A 21,200-nucleotide genomic window follows, 5' to 3' on the forward strand; every position below is an offset into this window, starting at 1 on the left:
CGTACCGTAGGTATTGCGCACAGTAATGAGTAATGTTAGCGCAGCGGGGCGCGTAGCTAGCGTTAGCGTACCGTAGGTATTGCGCACAGTAATGAGTAAATTTTTGCTTCTGACTCCTGCTGGTCTGTCAAGATGCGGTCTGTTCTGACTTCTGACTTCTGACTTCTGACTTTTAACTTTTGACTTTCGACTCCTGAATTCTGACTTTTTTTTGACTTTTGACTTTTGACTCTTGACTTCTGACTTCTGACTTCTGACTTCTGATTCCTGACTTCTGACTTCTGTACAGACGCGACATGTCACGTCTCTACGACTCCTGACTCCTGATTCCTGACTTCTAAATTAAGCTTCCAAATTCGCTTGTTCCAATAACCAAGGATCTACAGGTTGTCCATCCTTGCGTTTCAAGTCAATTTCGATTGCAATTATTTTCCCCGAACCTGGAGGTGCAGGTTTTTTATGGAAAGTAATTTCATAATCATGGGGATTTTGACCTTTTTCTTTTAACCAATCTTGCACTTTTGTTGTTGCAAAGAAAGATTGTCCTTGGTCAAACATTTGGGTAATTTGCATTTGCAATGAGTAAGGATTTAAGCGACCCATTTTTCACCTTCTTTGTAAAGTAATTTATAGTTAGCTGGTTTTCTAGTTTTAATTTACTATAATTATTTTTGTACGGCAGGGAGTGCCGGAATTAACGCTTGAGGAGCTAGTTGAAAGACTAGGATAACACAGATTCCGGATATGTTCTGTGTGCCCAAGAAACTTAAACTTTTGTTTAATGTACTCCACAATTTTATATGTGAAAAAAGGCAGACATTTTGTCTGCCTTCACAATTATTTACGCACCATAATTCGCATCATAGTTATTTACATAAAAGAATAGAGAATAGGTTATACAAGAATATCTAGATAATTTTCATACCCACAGATTACGAATTCCGATATAAATTATCTTTGGGTAAACTTTGGTAAACCTCTTAATTCCTTAAGGAATATTTTGTCGTAACCATTAACATTCAATTAATCTAAGGTTTCATACCCTGATTGCAATTGATAACCAAGCTTGGTATTTTGCAGAACTATAGAATTTGTATAAGTCCAACAAAGGTTCACCTATTATAAAGAACACTATGGACAAATATCAGGGTGACATACAAGAATCCAAGAGTTTACTTCTTGACTTTTATTTGTTCGTATGAAAATAAACTTATATGGGTAATTACTTGTCAACCATCATTAACAACTGAATAAATAGTATTGAGTCAAACAAAATAAATGTTGTCTCAAAAAAAAGTCACAAATAATACTCTACTTTTTTTCTGTTAATCTCAATGTTCAGAAATATACAAGGTTTAGCTTTTACTGTATTTCAGTATCTGAATAGACATATCTATCTGAGAATATTCAAACTGAGAATATTCAAACTGAGAATATTCAAAACATTTCGCAGTCTGAAAAAACTGTCTGCTATTACCACCTTGGTAGCAGTGATGATATTCGCTGGACATTCTGTTTCCGCGCAAATGTCCTCTATTAGACCACTTGGTGAGATAAGAATTCCCCAACCAGACAATATCGATAAGTTTATTAAAGATAAAACAGCTGCTATCGCTTTAGGGAAATCTCTATTTTGGGATATGCAACTTGGTAGCGATGGAATTCAATCCTGTGCTAGTTGTCATTTCCATGCTGGGGCTGACAATAGGTCGAAAAACCAAATCAATCCAGGTTCTAGTAATAGTTTTGATATTGCATCTGCACCAAATTATCAGTTAAAGTCATCGGATTTTCCATTTCATAAGCTAGAGGATCCAGATGATATTTCTTCTAAAGTGATATCTGATGTCAATGATGCTGTTGGTTCTCAAGGAGTGTTTCGAGCAAGATTTATTGATGTCGAACCTGGTAGCGATAAGGATAAAACTACTCCCATAAGAGATGAGGTGTTTAATGTTAATGGTGTGAATGTACGCAGGGTAACTGCTCGTAATACCCCAACTACTATAAATTCAGTTTTCAATTTTCGTAATTTTTGGGATGGAAGAGCACAAAATATTTTCAATGGTGTGAATCCTTTTGGCTTAAGAGACAATAATGCTTTCGTTTTGAAAGCTCAAAATAGAAGACGACTTCAAGATGTTCGAGTTCGGATCAATAACTCTTCCTTAGCTTCCCAAGCTGTGGGACCACCAGAAAGTTCTTTTGAACTTAGTGCGGAAGTCGAACCTATTATTTCACCATCTACTGTGGAATTATCTGATTCAGAGGATCGAATTGAAGTACGTGATAGTCGAGGTCGCACTATCAATAGTGGTTCTGCAACGGAAGGAGTAGAAGTAGCACCAGATGTTAACCAACAAAGAGGTTCTCGAAGACCTAGACCACAAAGACCTCCCCGAAGACCCAGACGAAGATTTAGAAGCGTGGGGAGAAAACTAGGTAAGAAAATGCTTGCTGTTAATCCTCTTAATAAACAAGTCGTTGCTAGTGATGACAGTGTATTAGGCAGCTTCAGTAATTTTCCTCAGCCCGGTATTAACAAGTCCTACAAGGGAATGATTGAACAAGCTTTTCAACGACAATGGTGGGACTCGAATATTATTGTCCGGGTCGATCCAAAAACTGGAAGGCGGAGATTTAGACGTAATCCGAGAAATAGACCGCTCTCAACTAATGAATTTACCCTTGCAGAATATAATTTTGCTTTATTTTTTGGGTTAGCGGTGCAAGAATATGAATCAACCTTAGTTTCTGACCAAACACCCTTCGATGAATTTCTCGGTGGTGAAAACAGTGCTTTAACTCCAGAGCAACAAGAAGGCTGGGAAATTTTCCAAACCAAGGGATTTTGTATTGGTTGTCATGTTGGTTCGGAGTTGACTGCAGCTTCAAATAGCAATGTTGCTAACCAGCAGCGCATTACACGCATATTTCCTGGTGCTCCGGTGGGAGATACTGGCTTTTTTAATATTGGGGTTAGACCAGTTGCAGAAGACCTTGGAGTTGGAGGTAAAGACCAATTTGACAATCCCCTTTCAGAAGCAAGACTTGCTTTACAGGGTACGTTTAAACGACTTTTGGGTGAAGAACCATCAATTATCCCCGAAAATGAAGGAGATATCATCGCAGATGGAGCTTTTAAAACTTCTGGACTCCGTAACGTGGAACTGACTGCTCCTTACTTTCATAATGGTGGTCAGTTGACTTTGGAACAGGTAATTGAATTTTATAATCGGGGTGGAGACTTTGGAAGAAATCTTCCTCCACTTAATCTTTCTGCAGAAGAAAAAAAATCACTAGTTGCTTTTCTTAAAGGTTTGACTGATGAGCGAGTTCGCGACCAAAAAGCACCTTTTGACCATCCACAGTTATTTCTTCCTAACGGACATCCAAATGACGAGCAAAATGTGATTGCAGATCCAGATATTCAAGGAGACGACGGAACTAAGCAAGGGAAAGATAACCTTCTGGAAATACCTGCTGTTGGTAGTGGTGGTAAACCTTTACCGAACTTTTTAGAAGGTTAATTTTTTATTGGTAATTGGTAATTGGTAACTGGTAATTGGTAATTGGTAATTGGTAATTGGTAATTGATAATTGGTAATTGATTTTCCCATTAGCTATTACCCATTACCAATTGTCAAAATTACTTTTCTCCCCAGTCAGACGCAACTTCCAAAGCTGCTGCTACTACCCGATAATTTTCATCTTGTTGCAGTTTGGCAATTAAACCCCTAGCTTGCAAGTCCTGAGAATGTTGCAGTGCATAAGCCACTTTCCAGCGCGATCGCCAGTTTTCATCCCCTGCAAGTTGGGTCAATAAATCTAAGGCTCGATCTTTTACAGATGATTTTAGCAGTTGACCCAAAGCAGAAATACCTGTTTGTTTAACTGTTTCTGTTTCATCTTGGAGTGCAAGTGTTGCGACTGATAATAATATCTCATAGCAATCGGTTTCTACAAGCAGAGAAATAACTGTTTGACGAACTAACCAGTTGTCAGAAACCTCAAATAATTTTTGTAAGATTGGAATTGCGCGATCGCCAAATTCAAAAACAGAATTAGCAGCTTCCGCCAAAACATTGGGGTCTTGCTCTTGCTCTATAATCTGTTTGAGTGTTTGAAACGAAGCTTCGGTGGTATAATTACCAAAACCCATTACAGCCAGACGGCGCAAGCCAAAATCTTTTTCTGAAACTAACCTTTGCAAAACTGGAACAGCAATCTCTGCAGGAAACTCTGCTAATTCATCCAAAGCTTCTTTGCGTTGGTTAAGCGTTTCTGCACGCAGGTTAATCTCAATTTGCTCAATGGGATCTTGGTTCATTTTGCTAGCTAACTTCGGAGTATAATAAGAGCGATTTCATGGTCGTCTAATTACCCAATATAGAGCTACCTCTATCAAAGTTCATCCCTTATAAAATGGGAATAGTCAGAGACAAGGTAAGTGAGAACGAAAGAGAATTATGGGTAAATTAGAGAACACACCTTCGATCTCAAGCTCTAAAAATTAACATAGCAGAGAACGGGGATTGGGGATTAGGGATTGGCGATTGGGTAATGAGTAATGAGTAATGAGTAATGAGTAATGAGTAATGAGTAATGAGTAATGAGTAATGGGTTATTTGTAACTTTTTACTGTTACTCCTGAATCCTGTACAGACGTAGCAGAGCCTACGGCGTCGGCGTTCACCGTAGGTGCGGTTCAGCCTCTGCTACGTCTTTACCACTTTTGAATTTTGAATTTTGACTTCTACCCAAACCCTCCTCCCCCTGGAGTTTCAATAATAAAAATATCTCCTGCTTCCATTTCGACTGTAGCTGTGGGGTCTAAGTTTTCTTGTTTTCCATTTTGACGCTGGATGCTGTTGTGTCCTATAAGTCCCGGTTCTCCACCGTTTAAGCCAAAGGGAGGGGTGTTTCGATGTCCGGAAAGAATGTTTGCTGTCATGGGTTCGAGGAATTTAATGCGGCGAATAACCCCATTACCACCGGAATGCTTTCCTTTTCCACCGCTATTTGGACGCAAACTAAAGTTTTCTAAAAGTACGGGATATCTAGTTTCTAAAACTTCTGGGTCGGTTAAACGCGAATTCGTCATGTGGGTTTGGACTGCATCTGTACCGTCAAAGTCTGCACCCGCACCGGAACCACCACAGATTGTTTCGTAATACTGGTATTTTTCATTCCCAAAGGTAAAATTATTCATTGTTCCTTGGGATGCAGCCATAATTCCCAAAGCACCGTATAAAGCATCGACAATTACTTGTGAGGTTTCGACGTTACCTGCGACTACTGCTGCTGGGTAGGTTGGATTAAGCATACAACCTTCGGGAATGATAATTTCTAAAGGTTTCAAACATCCGGCATTGAGGGGAATATTATCATTTACTAGGGTACGAAAGACATATAATACTGCTGCTTGGGTTACTGCTTTGGGGGCATTAAAGTTACTATTTAGTTGTTCTGATGTACCTGTAAAATCAATTTTGACGCTACGATTTTCTTTATTGATTGTGACTTTAACTTGAATCGTGGCTCCATTATCCATTTCGTAGCTAAATGAGCCATCTTTTAAAACATCAATTGCTTTTCTTACTGCTGATTCGGCATTATCTTGCACAAATGTCATGTAAGCTTGGACTGTTTCAAGTCCATATTGTGCAACCATTTTATGGAGTTCTTGAACTCCCCTTTCATTAGCGGCGATTTGGGCTTTAAAATCGGCTATATTTTGGTTGGTGTTACGAGCGGGATATTTATGATTTAAGAGTTTTTCTTTAACTAAAATTTCTCGAAAATTACCTCCTTCAACTAGGAGAAAATTATCAAATAAAATTCCTTCTTCTTCTACTGTGGTACTGTGGGGAGGCATGGAACCGGGAGTTATTCCGCCAATGTCTGCTTGGTGTCCGCGAGAGGCAACATAAAATATGGGTAACGGATGGGTTATGTCCAATTGATGATTAGTGTTTAACGGATGGTTTGTTGGTTTTTCCTTTAATGTTTTTGAGTTTGGGAATACGGGGGTAATTACTGTGACGTCGGGAAGATGTGTTCCTCCGTTGTAGGGGTTGTTGGATAAATATACGTTTCCTGGCTTGATGCTGTCACCTTTATCTTGAATTAAGCTGCGGACGCTTTCGCTCATTGAGCCTAGGTGTACGGGAATATGGGGGGCGTTTGCTACTAATAAACCGGAAGTGTCGAAGATAGCACAGGAGAAATCGAGGCGTTCTTTTATATTTACTGATGCTGCTGTGTTTTGCAGCACGATTCCCATTTGTTCGGCGATGAATTGATAGAGATTTTTGAATATTTCTAGGCGAACGGGGTCGGGTTTTGATGTTGTTTTCATGGTTGATTTTTGATGTTTCTACATAGAACAGCAGATATTTAGAAAACGTAGAGGGAATTTTTAAATCTATATCGCCGGAGACATCGCTTTGTGATTGACCTTAAAAGGTAAGAGATTCATCTTTCAAATCGCTAACAAACATATGTCCGGGACTATGGGTAATTGCTAGTTCTGGCTTTGCTTGAAGGATTGCAGTTTGAGTCGTTACACCACAAGCCCAAAAAACAGGAACCTCACCATCATTAATTGTGACAGGATCGCCATGATCGGGTTTTGCTAAATCTTCAATCCCAATCGCATCTGGATTTCCAATATGTATGGGAGAACCATGTGCTTTATAGTATCGACTGGTTACTTCCACCGCACGAACGACCTTATCAGCAGGAAGGGGACGCATGGAAACTACCAAGGGACTGGAAAATGTCTGGGTGGAGATACATTGAATGTTAGTTTTGTACATAGGGACATTTTTTTTCTCTTCTAAATGTCGCACTGATAGTCCAGAGTTAAGCATGGCATTTTCAAAAGAAAAGGAACAACCAATTAAAAAAGCCACCAAATCATTTCTCCAAAATTTTCTGATGTCGGTTGTTTCTTCGATAAAATCACCACGGCGAAAAATTTTGTAACGTGGGAGATCGGTTCTGATATCAGCTTCAGGAGCAATTATTTTTGGTTCGGGATCTCCAATCTCTGTAACATCAAGTATGGGACAAGCTTTGGGGTTTCTCTGACAAAAGAGTAGAAATTCAAATGCCAAAGTGTATGGTAGTACAACTAAGTTGGCTTGAACAAATCCTAATCCGAGTCCAGGAGTAGGAGTGTCTAGTTTTCCACACCTACAAAGTTGGCGGATTTCAGAAGGAAAGTTTAACACCTTAAGTCTCCTTATGATTTTATTGGAATAATATTATTTAGTTGATGGATTATTTTGTGAGAAAATCAACGAAAATTGGGATTTTGATATCTATAAGAAACGTGCAATATATTGGCATGCATGATATTTGATGGTGCATTAGACGCTCAAATAATTATTGGTTATGGGTTAAAATAGTCATGTGTTCAAAACACTCTAAAATGATTTAACTTTTTACTTTGTTTTTTTGATTTCGTATAAACACGCTTTAAGCAATACGCTCTAAAATTAAATGATTGCGTTGAGTTAATTTTGCTTCCCATTCTGGCTCAACTACAATGGTGCTAATTTTTTCTACAATAATTGCAGAACCTTTAATAGTATCCCCCGGTTGCAAGTCTTCGCGTCGATAAACCGGAGTATCGTACCATCGATCCACACTGAACATCTTTACCACTTCAACAGGTGGAGGAATTTCATCTACTCCACGGGTACTAGTAATTAAAGGTTCTGCGGGAGTATCCATTTTCTGAATCACTTCGACTGAGCCTGATTCTACTATTAATGCTTTTTCCGATTGCACGAAACCGTATCTTAATTTATGCTCTTTCTCAAAATCGAGACGCATCGTTTCTACATTTTCAACAAAATCAATGCTTAAAGTTGAACTTGTCCCCTCATACTTTAGATTGAGCTTTCTAACTATTTCTTGTTTGCGTACTTCTGCGCTGACTTCCTCATTACTTAATTCATCCTTTCCTCGTTCCTGCAAAGTTTTCATTAACTGCTGTAACTCAGGAATTAATTCTTCATTTAAAACCTTTTCTACTCCCCCTTCCCTCATTGCTCTGATATCTGCTAGACCCATCCCATATGCAGAAAGAACCCCAGCATAAGGATGTAAAAATATCTTTTTCATCCCCAAAGTATCAGCAATTAAACAAGCAACTTGCGCTCCAGCACCACCAAAACAGCAAAGTACATATTCAGTGACATCGTAACCCCGTTGTAAACTGATTTTTTTTATCGCATTTGCCATATTTTCAACTGCGATCGTAATAAATCCAGCTGCTACCTGTTCCGGTGTAGAAGTATTTCCGGTTGCTGCTGCGATATCTTGGGCTAGTTGAGCAAATTTCTCAGTGACGATATTTTTATTTAAGGGTAAATTACCATCAATTCCAAAAACTGCTGGAAAATATTGGGGATGAATTTTTCCTAACATCACATTAGCATCAGTTACAGCTAATGGTCCCCCACGTCGGTAACAAGCAGGTCCGGGATTTGAACCTGCAGATTCAGGTCCGACGCGATAACTGGAACCATCGAAAAATAGAATTGAACCGCCACCAGCAGCGATGGTATTAATTGCTAAGACCGGAACTCGCATCCGCGCACCGGCGATTTCCGATTCTAGTTGACGTTCGTATTCTCCTTTGAAATGGGCGACATCCGTACTGGTTCCTCCCATATCAAAAGTGATTATCTTCTCAAAATCCGCCCTTTTACTAGTTTGTACCGCGCCGACAATCCCCCCAGCTGGACCACTTAAAATGCTATCTTTACCTTGGAATTGCTTCGCTGCAACTAAACCCCCGTCAGATTTCATAAACATGAGTTTAACTCCGGGTAATTTACTAGCAACTTGGTTTACATAGCGACGCAAAATCGGAGTTAAGTATGCATCGACCACCGTTGTATCTCCCCGACTGACCAATTTCATCAGAGGACTGACTTGATGGGATACAGATATCTGCGTAAATCCAATTTCCTGAGCTAGTTGAGCTACCTGTTGTTCGTGGAGGGGATAGCGATCGCTATGCATGAAAACTATAGCACAGCTACGAATCCCGCGATTATAAACAGCTTCTAAGTCTTGTTTGACTGCTGCAATATTTAATGGAATTAATTCATTACCTCGAGCATCATACCTTTGTTCAATCTCTATTACCTCCTCGTAAAGCATGGTTGGTAAAATGATTTGACGCGCAAAGATATCAGGACGATTTTGATAACCAATTCGCAAAGCATCTTTGAAACCTTTGGTAATCAAAAGTGCAACGCGATCGCCTTTTCTTTCTAACAGTGCATTGGTTGCGACTGTAGTTCCCATTTTTACCACTTCAATTGCTGCGGTGGGAATGGATTCATTTCTCGAAAGTCCCAGGATATCGCGAATACCTTGAATTGCTGCATCTTGATACTGTTCGGGATTTTCTGAAAGTAATTTATAAACGATTACCCATTGTTGGTTAGGAAGAGGAACAATTAAAAAACGTTGAGGATGGGTTACAAGTCGATCGATAATCCCTTGGTCATTAGTAACAGCAACAATATCTGTGAATGTTCCACCCCTATCAGCAAATACTTTTAACATTGTTTGATTAGTCATCATCTGACAGTAGACTAACAGGAGATTTGGACTGTTTCTACTTCGGATATAGAATTTTTTGACGACCGACGTAGATATTTATTATCGCTCTTTCATCACTCTGGTGAAACAATAATCTTAGCTAAAATCTAAAACCCATATACTGTTAGGGATTTGAACTTTAATTTCTCATACAAAGCTTAAAATATTGATTCTTACGTAAAACCTTGTTAGGCGCACCTGCGGTGAACGCTGTAAGGATTTCAAGATATACTCTGGCGAAAGTCATGGAAGAGCGATTATTGGTGAATTAAAATTTGTTTTTTTTATTATTCCTATTCAGTAAATCATAAGTAATAACAGAAGTTGCCAAATTATAAAAATTCAATCGGTAATCTCCATCTATCATTGCAATAAATACTAATCCAGTAACGAAAATCAAAGTGATTAAATTATTTACGAAAAAGTTAGGTTTTTTTGGTTTGAGGAAAGACATAATTATTAGACTAAAAAGGCTTCATTCATATAAATATATTAATACTGTATTTGCTGTACTTTATACTTCGTATGTAGAATCTTTTAAGACAAATGTTGTCACTATGAATACCTAATTAAAATAAAGACTATAGTAATCCTAAATCATTTATGAACATGAATATTGTAGAGACGTAGCATTGCTACGCCTCTTATTGATTTACTGTTCGCAAATCAGATATGATTGCTATAGGAGTTACACAAGATATTTATAGTAAAGCTTATAGCTACGAGGGCAAAAATCTTCAAAGTATTACCTAATTGATAAATTTAAATTTGTACTTGAATCAGAATTAAATTTCCCACATCCATTTTTGCTGTTGCTCATTCCACTTCACAGCGGCTATTTCAGTTGGTGGTTTAATTCTATCTCCTGTTTCATTAAATTTAATTTCTCCCGTTACTCCTTTAATTGTCTCTCTTTGCTCTTTAAAATATTTATTCATATGTACGAGTAAAGATTGACTGTTTTGGCTACGATATTTCTCTAAAATTCTTAAAATTATTAAAACTGAATCGAAAACCGTTGCACTGCGCCATGTTAGGTTTTCTTTTCCCCATAATTGAGTCCCGATTTGACAAAAATTCTGGGCTAGATAATTATCACTATTACACCCATTTTTCTGACTTTGCCAATGCCAAGGAATACAAGCAATAATTTGGCATTGATTTTTACTCGTTTCATCCCGATCGCTTGAATTAAATTGACTCTGTTCCTGGATCCAATGTAAAACATTTTCTTGATAAAATGTAGCCGAACCTGCTATCAAACAATTTTTGAGGTTAAGTCGGCTAATTAACCAAGAATTACTGAGGGATAATGGTTCTATCCCTCCGTCAGGAATTATAATGATAATATCTACTTCTTTCTTCTTAAGATCTTTTAGGTAAGTTTGAATTTGATAGTAGTTTTCGCTGATATCGCCACATTCGTCTAAAAAAACAAACTTTTCTTTATGTTGCTTTAGATATTCGCTAATTGTATTTCTGTACGAGGTACTGTAACTACTATTTTTGTTGTAAACAATAGCTACTTTATTTTGACTTTTACCTTGAATCGTGTTTTCAATTGCAGACTTTTCTATTAAATAATCGGCTAATCGTCTAGCGTTAACGCTATCTTGAGTTGTAAGTCTGAAAAAAGATAGTCTTTCACCACCAGATAAATAAGAAAGTTCATTAGATGTACTACTAGGGTTTATTAGCAGTAGTCCGTTTTTAGCATACAATTCTAATGCCTTCTTAGTCATTTCGCTGGAATAGTGACCAATAATCGCCATCAAATTTAATTGCGATGCTAAATTCACCAAATTCTCTGCTGTTTGGTTATATTGTGTATATAAATTATTCAGATCGTTGACAATTAGAACTTGTAAAGCTATTGGAGCAATAATTGCATTATTTATATTAAAAAATGTATTAGGCCTGATGTCATCTAAGCTTATTTCCTTCTCAATATTGATTTTATCGAAGCTTTGTATATTTACTTGTAATTGAATTTGAGAAACTCCTCGTAGAATTTCAGTCGCAATCCCACCCTGATTATGATGAAATGGCACTACCACAGCAATAGTATAAATATTTATATTTCGCTGTTGTAAGATATTTTTTTTATATTCAATTAAACAGTTATTAATATAGATCGAGACTTCAGGATTTCCCTTCCCATAAATATCTATCTCCAGTTTCCAAGCCCAGAGAAAACATTTTAATGCTTGATAGAAAAGTCCTTGCTGATAGAATTGCGAACCTTCAACTTGTAGCTGAACAATTGTCTTATTGGGTGGATAAAGAAAAAACTGTCTGCCAAAACTTCCTTGGAAATTGTCACTATTTAATTGAGGAGGGGAATTCAATTTATAACCATTTTTGGGATTGAGTAATAAATTTAAAATCATTACCCAATTTCCAGCGATTTCTTTTTGGTCTGCTTCCAGAACTTCTGCGATCGCAGGATAGATACGTCTGCTGAGTTTATCTCTAATATTTTGCTCGGGTAAGTTAACTTTATGAGCTATTTGTTGTCGAGAATACCCTAATAAAGATTGACAAATTATTAGTTTTTCCAGTTCGCTAAGTTGCTTTTTGTTTGAAGTAGCCTCTAATCTCTGAACAAACAGATCAATATTGATGCTGAGTTTTTCAATCACCTGCTGACAGAATTCGGACATGTCAGTATCTCCATGGCTTTTCCCAGATAAATAATAGTGTAATTTTCAACTCAGCTTGTACTATGAATGTACAAATAACGTCTACAGATATGCGATGATTTATATTGAAATGACCTTAAGGAAAAGTTGTATACTTTTACGAACTATAAACAAAACGATAGCCCACATCATATTGCTGTTGTTTGCGTAGATATCCAAATTCTCGTTCCCAAACTCCGCTTTCTAAATCTTCTTTTAAGCAAGATAAACCACGATCTAATTCGGTAGCTTCAAGTTTTGCAAAGGAAGAAATACCATTACGGATTTTGCTGTTGAGATAAACTTCGGGTCGTCCCCAACCGACCGCAGCAAAAGAATCTGATAAGTCATAAGGTAAAGGGAAGTCAGTTATCTTTGCTGTTTTACCTGTAACTGCTTCAAGTTCCGATACTAAATTGGAAATTGGTAAAAACGTCGATCGCACATCCTCGGTAAAAGAAGGAAAATATTTTGTCAGCCAAAAATCAGCAATCGCACTCGGATCGTAGGTAAACACAATAATTTGTCCGTTACCTGTAACCCGATTAATTTCTTCTAAAGCTTTTGAGTAATCCTGAAAATGGTGAAAAGCAAGCATAATAATTGCTGCACCTGCCGAACTGCTGGGTAGGGGTAAATTTTCAGCACGAGCATCTACCCATTGAATCGCGGGATGAGCAATTGCTTGTTCGCGCATGATGGAAGATGGTTCGACAGCAATAACACGATAGCCATGTTCGGCTAAGAAAGTAGCATAAGAACCGGTTCCAGCACCAATATCAACAATGGTAGAACCTTGTGAAGATTGCAAAATTTCTAAGAGATTTACAGCAATACGTGGGTCTCTTTTCCTTGTTTGGGAGTAATTTCTACCAATTGCATCGTAGAGCGTCATATCTGTGGAGTTGGTAACGGGTATATGTTTCTTTATGAATTTGCAATATATTGTACTTCCCAGCGTTCGCCCCGCGCGTTGCGTTCGCCATCCCCCCTTACCAAGGGGGGACACAGGGGGGTGAATATTATATTTTACCTTGCAGATTAATTGCGCCGTAACCCACCGTCAAACAATAAGGAACTTCCTATTAAAAAAATATACCACTCAATAGGGCGCACGTCGGTGCGCCCCTACAATGAATAAATAATGGTATAGCGCTACGCGCAAGTCAAAAGTCAAAAGTCAAAAGTCAAAAATCAAAAGTTTATTACTCATAGGTTTGGGCGTTTTCTAATGTCTTAACCTAACTACGTAGCGCTATATAAATTATTTTTTGGAAGTCCTTAAATACATTATCGCTTTATTTGTGTACCATCACGACAATAATCTAGAAGTGCATTTAATTCCGTCATAACTTTCCCAGGATTTCGACCTTTAAGGAGAGCAAAAGATACCGCTTCATAGGGATCTCTTCCAGTTTGTTTAACAGTTGCGATCGCAGTTTTGTTACAAAATCCCCGTTGCGCGACTAACCACGCAGCTAAAACATGTCCCGTGCGTCCGACTCCTCCAGAACAGTGAACCACTACTTTTTCACCTCGATGGTCTGCTGTCGCTAAAAATGGTAAAGTTTGCTGGGTTAGGATTTGGCGATCGACCAGTTGAACTTCAGTTTTCTTATCAAAGAATATCCATTGACCATGTCCATAATTTTCCCATTGTTCGCAATTCGATTTCATTTTTGCTTTTGCTTTTTCTTGGCTCCAAGTACCTCCCAATGTCGCCATAACTTCTGAATTAGAACCCATTTCAAGCAATAATTTCCAATGCTCATTACATATTCTTTCGCCTTTTAATCTATCTGTTTCAATTAAATCAATCTGCATATTCCCAGTCCCAGACGAATTGGCGATTAATACTGTTATTTTTCTGGTCAAATATCAGTGACGGATTTGAGAGCATCAATATCAGCAGCGACGATTTTCTCTAAATTCTGGGAAATTTTCTCTATATTCCAGTTCCACCAAGCAATTTCTAGTAACATCTTAATAACTTCGTCATTAAATCGCTGTTTAATTACTTTGGCTGGATTTCCCCCAACAACTGTGTAGGGTGGAACATCACTCACAACTACTGATTTAGCAGCAATAATCGCTCCGTCGCCAATTTTTATACCCGGCATTATTACGGATTCATAACCGATCCAAACATCGTTACCAACTACGGTATCACCTTTGAAAGGATATTCATGGGGTTGAGGGGTTACTTTTTCCCAACCGTTACCAAAAATTTGAAAGGGATAGGTAGAGAATCCGGAGACTTTATGATTAGCGCCATTCATAATGAATTTTACGCCTCGAGCTAAAGCGCAAAACTTACCGATAATTAATTTGTCTTCGCTGAAGGGGTAATGATAAAGAACGTTGCGCTCAAACTTTTCTGAATCTTCGGGGTCGTCGTAATAAGTATAATCACCAATAATAATCTTAGGATTGGATACGGTATTTTTGATGAAGCAGATTTGGGGAAATCCCTTCATTGGATGTTTTTCTGTGGGGTCTGCTCCGTACATAATTACAAGTCATATTTTTTGTTTACTTCATCCCTTACCAATCTCATCCGTTAATGACAAATTTCCCGATCTTCAGGGGTAATATTCGGATTATTCTCGAGGTAATTTTTTATCGTTAAACATCCTTTTTCTAAGAGTTTATCCCGTTGCTCTGCAGAATCTTTGATTATTGGTGCTAAATTCCACAGTTTAATGGTGCGATCGCTACTTCCGGAAATCAAAATTTTACTGTTGGGACTAAAGTTAATTCCCCGGACGTTTCCACGATGTCCGGTAATGGTTTTGAGTAAGTGACCTGTGGGATAATCCCAAATTTTGATTGTGTCATCGTCACTTGCTGAAGCAAGCAGTTTACCATCTGGGGAAAAATTAATGGTATTGATTAAACCTTGGTGTCCTTTGAGAGTTTTAATGATTTTACCGTTTCGATCCCAGAAAATAATGTTTTGGTCTTGTCCTGCGGAGGCGATAATATCGGTTTGGGGATGGAAAATTAATGACCAAACACTACTTTTATGACCTTTTAAGGTTTTTAGTAATTTACCTTCTTTACTCCACAATTTAATAATTTTATCGGCTCCTGCGGAAGCAATAATATCTCCTTGGGGACTAAATTTAACTTGGGTTACCCAACCTGTATGTCCTTTCAGGGTATGTAATAGACGACCTTCAATATCCCAAATTTTCACTGTACCGTCACCTGCTGCGGAAGCAAAGGTTTTACCGTCGGGGCTAAAGTTAATGTTGATAACCCAGTCTTTGTGTGCTGTTAAGGTTTTTAATTGGCTTTTACTATCATTTTTCTGGATTGCGATCGCACCATTACCTGTTCCAATAACAGATAATTTACGATCTGGACTGAAGGCGAAACTGCTAATATCAGGGATAGGTGATTTTAATGTTTCCAGTAGTTTTCCTTGACGATTCCAAATTCTAGTGGTGCGATCGTCGCTGGTGGAGATAATTTGTTTGTTATCTGGGGTAAAACTGACGCTGGTAACTTCATCCGTATGTCCCCCTAGGGTTCTTATCAGTAAGTTATCGATTTCCCAAATTCTGACTGTATGGTCGTCGCTGACGGTAGCTAAAGTTTTACCGTTGGGATGCAAACTTAAATTATTAACTTCGTGGGTATGTCCTTTTAAGGTTTCGATTAAAGAACCTTCCAAATCCCATAATTTAATGGTTTTATCGGCGCTGACAGAAATAATTGCTCGACTGTCGGGAGTAAAAATTGCATTACTGACACCACCTTGATGTCCTGTAATGGTTGTTAGTAGTTGACCTGCAAGATTCCATATTCTGATGGTTTTGTCAGCACTAGTTGATACGATATTTTTATGTGCAGGACTAAAGTTAACGCTGAGGACTTCGTTGGTATGTCCTGTCAATGTTTTGAGTAATTTACCGTTTAAATTCCATAGCTTAACGGTTCCATCATCACTCGCAGATGCAATGGTTTTACCGTCTGGTGAGAAGGTTGCTGCGTTCACTCCTTGGGTATGTCCGGATAAGGTTTGAAGTAAATTTCCATCTCGATTCCAAATTTTGATGGTGCTATCATCACTTGCAGAAATCAGAATTTTACCATCAGAAGAAAACTGAACGCTGTTTACTGTTTCCTGGTGACCCGTAAATGTTTGCAGTAATTTACCGTCAAGATTCCACAATTTAATGGTTCCATCGGTACCCGCAGAGGCTATGATCTTACCATCTGGGGAAAAAGTAACATTAATTGGGGCGATTTCGTCAGCGATAAAACTGCGAATTAATTTACCGTTACTTTGCCATAATTTGATAGTTCGATCGGCACCAGAAGAAGCTATGATTTGACCGTTTGGGGAAAAACTTACCCCACTAACCCAGGATTCATGTCCTTCGAAACGGTTGCGTTCTTGGAGATGAGCTAGCGCTCTACTTAAATTATTTTCGCTGGTTTGACGCAGTTTTTCTGGAACAAAACTCAGTTCTTGCTGATGTTTATTGGCTTTAACGCTGATTAATAATGCTTCTAAGGACTTATCTGAGAGTACAAAGTTTTCCGATAAAGAATTTAAAGCTGTAATTTCTTGGAGACGAATTTTTTGGGATTGTTGGTAAGCTACACCACCAAACACACAAGCAACTATTCCCAATGTCCCGATCGCACCTGCGGTAATTTTGACGATTCGTTGACGACGTTGGATTTGTAATTGTTGCGATCGTCGAGCTTCTAAACAGGTTTCGATAAATTCCTGAATATCACCGGATAATTCATCGGTATATTTGATGTAAATTTCTTCTGCTTCTGCTAAACGTACCCCTTGCAATAAAAAATCAGGTTGCTGAGAATTATTTTTCCATAATTGGGCTGCTTGTTCGATTTGTCTTTGCAAACGCAACCGCGATCGATTTTCTTCTAACCACCATCTTAGGGTTGACCAGCGACGAATTAATACTTCATGGGCGACTTCTACTGTTACCTGCTGTTTCATAGACGCGACGTGTCGCGTCTCTACATTTTTATCATGTTGTGTCTGTGCATCTGGATCCTGGTGTATTCCTGCATTTTCACCGCGATTGCTTTGATCTATACCGCGACTTCCACCGATCAAACCACTATCTTCCAGATTTACCACAATTAATTTGGCAGCTGTTAATTTTTGTAGGGTCTTTTCAACTAGTTCGGGTGAATATTTTTTCGCTTTCAAATCTGATTTTAAGACCCGTCTTCTGGTGTCTTCGGTTCCTTCTCCCAGTTGGGTTAATGTTAAAAAGATCCATTTTGCACAAGCTTGTCCTTGTGGATCTAAACTGTCATATACAGCTTGAGCTTTACGTTCTAAGGCTCCAGAAATCCCACCAATTTGTTTTTGATAAGCTGATAAAGAAAGTTTTCCGTTACTGCGATATTCCCATAATTGTTCCAAAACAAATTCTAATAAAGGTAAATCGCCAGCTGAATGTTGCAAATCTTGCAATAAAACTTCTACTAGTTCTGGTTCCACTTGCAAACCAACTTGTTCTGCTGGTTTAAAAATTACCTGACGATAATCATCTTCATGCATTTGTGGTGGAACCAAAATATGAGATTGTTGTAGTAATGTTGCTAATTTGGGTGTTTCTAAACCCGCAGCCATAAAATCTGCTCGTAATGTGACTACTAACTTAAATTTGTCAGCAGCATATTCCAACGCTCCCAATAATAGTTCTAAAAATTTCTCCCGTTCTAGGTCTGTTGTTAAAGTAAATAATTCTTCAAACTGATCTACGACCAGAACTACCATTGGTTCGGGACGACTGCGCAACCAGTAAACAAAACTTTCTACTCCAAGGTATTGGATTCCTTCCAGTAAAAGATGTGAAGGAGATATGGAATTTAGCCCCCCTAACCACCCAAATTTGGGGGGAAAAATCTCAAAGTCCCCCAAAGTTGGGGAATTTAGGGGGCTATCTTCTTGGAGTACCCGTGCTAAATTTTCTAAGGGTTTGACACCAGGAATTAAAGTTCTAACCCACCAATTATCACTATTTGGAATTTGTTTTCCTAAGCGTAATTGAGCAATTAATCCAGCACGAGCAACTGAGGATTTACCGCTTCCGGATGCTCCAACAATTGCTAAAAACGATTGTTGATTTAATTGATTAATTATTTGTTGGGTAAGGTTTTCTCGTCCAAAGAAATATTGAGTATCGGTTTCTGTAAATGCTCTTAAACCTTTATAGGGACAAATTCCTAAATCAAAACCTTCTGATTCTTCCCATCTCGATAAATCCCTACTTGCGGGGATAATTTCAATTACTCCTCTAACTCCAGATAGCCAAATATGTAAAGGTAAAGAATTAACCAGAGATATTTGCAGTTGAGCGATCCAAGCTGCTACAGATAAACCATTGGGATCTGATGTTGCATCTAAAGTATCTAATAAAGTGCGAGCAAACTGTTCCGGGTCATCTTTTTTGGAAGCAGCAGCAATTAAACATTGTCCTTGGAGTGGGGTTAACTCTAAATCTTCCACCCAATCTTTTAAATCTTCTGCTTCCGGAAAATCCAAAATGATAATTTGTTGTCTGAAGGGGGAATGTCTTAGTTGTTGTCTTAACCAAGAACGACTTAGAGTTATATTATTTACTTTATCTCCTAATAATAATACTGTTTCTCCATCAGTCGTTTGAATTATTTTTCCCCGTAAATATATTAATACTGTTTCTCCTGCTTCTAATTGCCTAGATATTAATTTATAGTGATTTTCTCTAGGATTATTTTCTACTCGATCTATTTGTAGACAATCTTGAATCGATTCGCGGAAATCTGCTGCATTATCTCCATTACAGCTTAAATAATGTAATTCAAAATCAGCTACACCACTAAGTAACTTTGTGAGAGATAATATATTTTTACTTCCAGGTAAACCATCGACAATTACTGCTTGTCGTTGACGATTTTTTTTTACTTCCGATTGTTTGTAACCAAGAATTAACTCTCCCACACCTTCAACGATTCTTTTGGGAGTTTGTAAGGAATATTCCGAAAATAGTTCGGTTTCACCTTTTCCTCTTTTTTGCTGATTAATCAGCCGCAATAATTGGTTTGTTTTATCAATATATTGTAATGTCCGATGATAGACATATCGATAAAGCGCATCAATATCAATTGCTCCTTGAATATCTGCAGCTTCCCCTTGCAATCCTCGGATTAAATAATATGTAAAAACACCATGTCCTAATTCGGGAAATTCCCAAGATTGTTGTCCGCGATCGCAGGAAAGTAAAGCATAGAAACCTTTACTTTTCTCCGCACGTCGTCGTAATACTTGGATAAATTGCGGTGTAGGATTAGATTGGGATATCAAATTGATGCTACCGCTATGACAAGCATCTAACCAAACTAACTGCTGATGAGCCGCACTACTGGTTAATGATTGTAATAATTTTTCTAAAGGTAAACCTGTTGTTAATAAATTATCTTTTTTAGTATCTGTCAAACATAAAATTGCTTGATTTGTTTCCAGGTCAAGAATTCCATGGCCGGAAAAATAAAATAGGATGGTATCCTGGGGTTGAACTAAGGCGGTAATTTTTTCCAGACAAGCAACTGTATTACCGAGAGTAGGTTTCTCCGAAGCGGAATCGTGATAGATATTAACTTCCTTGGCTGTAAATCTACCTTCAGTAGCAGCTAAGGCTTCAGCTAAACCCTGACAATCAACTGCGGAATAACTTAGTTTTGGTAATTTCTTATCCTGGTATGCATTTACTCCCACCAACAGTACCCAAAGTTTACCTTGGTCTGTACGTGAGGTGTGAGTCGAAGAACTGGTTGCAATACCGAGTGGTGACATTTTCCTTCATAAATGAACTATAATTTTTACATAAAATTGGTAATTAAGTTCCAATCAGTGAAAGATGTAATGGTAGGGTGTGTTAGGACGTAATTCCGTAACCCAACTTCTAATATTTATTAATGTACGAACTACAAGTCCTTTGTAGGTATAACGATTTCTCCCAATAAAATATGCTGTATTGCTGTATTATCTACCAAAAGGAATAGACATCCGAAAAACGTAGCAAAATGCGTTTAGACATGGCGTCTGAGCCTAACTACCTTTATTTCGTATTTTCATCTTTATATAGTGTTTTTACGGATAAAAAAGACAGGTTTTAAGTTGTCACACCTGACCATAGAAAATATCGCTATTTTATTGATATATTTATTTGCATAAATGTGGACAAATTTAAAATTGTCACACCTTACTAAATCTGATGACTACTTATTAAAATTTTGGAACAAATGAATATATTATTTTGTCGTAAAACCCTGAAGAACAATTTTGCATTACGACGTTTTAAAGTTATGTGTTTCGATAATTTACTATTTGCTATTTTTGCTGAAAAACCTGCTCCATAAGGATTTTAGAACTATTAAAGAGTTATTTGTGCCAAGAAAATAGTAAGTATGGATAATTTTCAGAAATACGGTTTCCCGACCCTGAAGTATAAACTATCCTACTAAAAATGCACCGCTGCATAAAAAAGTAGAACTACACCTATAGAGCTAATGAAAGGGTGCTTCACAGTTATACATCAGTAGTTACTGAGTATATACGAACAAGTATTTACCTTAATTTTATCTATCTATTATTTTTTGCTTATTAATCGGATTGCAGACATGGAGTCGGCATTCGATAAATTCGTCAAAGATTAAATTTTTCAAACATTTATTGCAAAGATTAGGGAAAAACAATGTCACGACCAGACAAAGACCAATACCCAAAAGACCAATACCCAGATAGAGATCGAGACCAAATGTGGTCAGAACCGACATACGACTTCAATCAACATACCAACAAGAAACCTCGAGGAAAAACACCAAAACCCAAGCTCTAGATAAGGAAAATTA

The 21,200-nt window shown here is 37.8% G+C and carries 13 protein-coding genes; 2 read left to right on the plus strand and 11 right to left on the minus strand.

Annotation, left to right across the window (positions count from 1 at the left end; genetic code table 11):
• Both QNJ50_RS14655 and QNJ50_RS14660 read right to left on the minus strand, forming a co-directional pair.
• Positions 1-303, minus strand: a 303-nt coding sequence (locus QNJ50_RS14655) for a hypothetical protein (protein ID WP_300636395.1), incomplete at its 3' end; no start/stop codon positions are given.
• A gap of 39 nt (positions 304-342) precedes the next feature.
• On the minus strand, positions 343-603 hold the full coding sequence (locus QNJ50_RS14660) for a hypothetical protein (RefSeq protein WP_300636397.1): 261 nt from the start codon (positions 601-603) through the stop codon (positions 343-345).
• 923 nt (positions 604-1,526) lie between these two features.
• Here QNJ50_RS14660 and QNJ50_RS14665 point away from each other — a divergent pair.
• On the plus strand, positions 1,527-3,530 hold the full coding sequence (locus QNJ50_RS14665) for a cytochrome c peroxidase (RefSeq protein ID WP_300636399.1): 2,004 nt from the start codon (positions 1,527-1,529) through the stop codon (positions 3,528-3,530).
• Positions 3,531-3,649: 119 nt separating this feature from the next.
• Here the strand turns inward: QNJ50_RS14665 and QNJ50_RS14670 are convergent, their stop codons facing one another.
• The 9 genes from QNJ50_RS14670 to QNJ50_RS14710 all read right to left on the minus strand — a co-directional run bounded on the left by QNJ50_RS14670 (position 3,650) and on the right by QNJ50_RS14710 (position 20,142).
• Positions 3,650-4,330, minus strand: a complete 681-nt coding sequence (locus QNJ50_RS14670) for a HEAT repeat domain-containing protein (protein WP_300636401.1) — start codon at positions 4,328-4,330, stop codon at positions 3,650-3,652.
• Positions 4,331-4,756: 426 nt separating this feature from the next.
• The gene (locus tag QNJ50_RS14675; protein WP_300636403.1) at positions 4,757-6,361 is read right to left on the minus strand and encodes a hydantoinase B/oxoprolinase family protein; all 1,605 of its coding nucleotides are present in this window, start codon (positions 6,359-6,361) and stop codon (positions 4,757-4,759) included.
• A 100-nt stretch (positions 6,362-6,461) separates the two neighbouring features.
• Complete coding sequence (locus QNJ50_RS14680) at positions 6,462-7,238, minus strand: putative hydro-lyase (protein WP_300636405.1); 777 nt, start codon at positions 7,236-7,238, stop codon at positions 6,462-6,464.
• Positions 7,239-7,485: 247 nt separating this feature from the next.
• The gene (locus QNJ50_RS14685; RefSeq protein WP_300636437.1) at positions 7,486-9,594 is read right to left on the minus strand and encodes a hydantoinase/oxoprolinase family protein; all 2,109 of its coding nucleotides are present in this window, start codon (positions 9,592-9,594) and stop codon (positions 7,486-7,488) included.
• Positions 9,595-10,415: 821 nt separating this feature from the next.
• Positions 10,416-12,293, minus strand: coding sequence for an ABC transporter substrate-binding protein (locus tag QNJ50_RS14690; protein WP_300636407.1), 1,878 nt, complete (start codon positions 12,291-12,293; stop codon positions 10,416-10,418).
• 136 nt (positions 12,294-12,429) lie between these two features.
• Complete coding sequence (locus QNJ50_RS14695; protein WP_300636409.1) at positions 12,430-13,206, minus strand: methyltransferase domain-containing protein; 777 nt, start codon at positions 13,204-13,206, stop codon at positions 12,430-12,432.
• A 395-nt stretch (positions 13,207-13,601) separates the two neighbouring features.
• Positions 13,602-14,135 carry a dual specificity protein phosphatase family protein gene (locus QNJ50_RS14700; protein WP_300636411.1) on the minus strand — a complete coding sequence of 178 codons (534 nt, stop codon included), beginning with the start codon at positions 14,133-14,135 and terminating at the stop codon, positions 13,602-13,604.
• A gap of 47 nt (positions 14,136-14,182) precedes the next feature.
• Complete coding sequence (locus tag QNJ50_RS14705) at positions 14,183-14,821, minus strand: Vat family streptogramin A O-acetyltransferase (RefSeq protein WP_300636413.1); 639 nt, start codon at positions 14,819-14,821, stop codon at positions 14,183-14,185.
• A 50-nt stretch (positions 14,822-14,871) separates the two neighbouring features.
• Positions 14,872-20,142 (minus strand): caspase family protein, encoded by a 5,271-nt coding sequence (locus tag QNJ50_RS14710; RefSeq protein WP_300636415.1) that lies wholly within the window; start codon positions 20,140-20,142, stop codon positions 14,872-14,874.
• A gap of 901 nt (positions 20,143-21,043) precedes the next feature.
• On the opposite strand from QNJ50_RS14710, the gene QNJ50_RS14715 reads away from it, so the two are divergent.
• Positions 21,044-21,187: a hypothetical protein gene (locus tag QNJ50_RS14715; RefSeq protein WP_300636417.1), complete on the plus strand. Its 144-nt coding sequence runs from the start codon at positions 21,044-21,046 to the stop codon at positions 21,185-21,187.
• The last annotated feature ends 13 nt before the right edge of the window (positions 21,188-21,200 follow it).

The organism is Mastigocoleus sp. MO_188.B34 (assembly GCF_030065675.1).
In the GTDB taxonomy this organism is placed as follows: Bacteria; Cyanobacteriota; Cyanobacteriia; order Cyanobacteriales; family Nostocaceae; genus Mastigocoleus.

Bases quoted from the DNA above. Each gene is read 5' to 3' on its own strand.
- QNJ50_RS14715 (WP_300636417.1), top strand. From the start codon at position 21,044: ATGTCACGACCAGACAAAGACCAATACCCAAAAGACCAATACCCAGAT.
- QNJ50_RS14675 (WP_300636403.1), bottom strand. From the start codon at position 6,361: ATGAAAACAACATCAAAACCCGACCCCGTTCGCCTAGAAATATTCAAA.
- QNJ50_RS14685 (WP_300636437.1), bottom strand. From the start codon at position 9,594: ATGTTAAAAGTATTTGCTGATAGGGGTGGAACATTCACAGATATTGTT.
- QNJ50_RS14700 (WP_300636411.1), bottom strand. From the start codon at position 14,135: ATGCAGATTGATTTAATTGAAACAGATAGATTAAAAGGCGAAAGAATA.
- QNJ50_RS14705 (WP_300636413.1), bottom strand. From the start codon at position 14,821: ATGTACGGAGCAGACCCCACAGAAAAACATCCAATGAAGGGATTTCCC.
- QNJ50_RS14710 (WP_300636415.1), bottom strand. From the start codon at position 20,142: ATGTCACCACTCGGTATTGCAACCAGTTCTTCGACTCACACCTCACGT.
- QNJ50_RS14660 (WP_300636397.1), bottom strand. From the start codon at position 603: ATGGGTCGCTTAAATCCTTACTCATTGCAAATGCAAATTACCCAAATG.
- QNJ50_RS14695 (WP_300636409.1), bottom strand. From the start codon at position 13,206: ATGACGCTCTACGATGCAATTGGTAGAAATTACTCCCAAACAAGGAAA.
- QNJ50_RS14670 (WP_300636401.1), bottom strand. From the start codon at position 4,330: ATGAACCAAGATCCCATTGAGCAAATTGAGATTAACCTGCGTGCAGAA.
- QNJ50_RS14690 (WP_300636407.1), bottom strand. From the start codon at position 12,293: ATGTCCGAATTCTGTCAGCAGGTGATTGAAAAACTCAGCATCAATATT.
- QNJ50_RS14665 (WP_300636399.1), top strand. From the start codon at position 1,527: ATGTCCTCTATTAGACCACTTGGTGAGATAAGAATTCCCCAACCAGAC.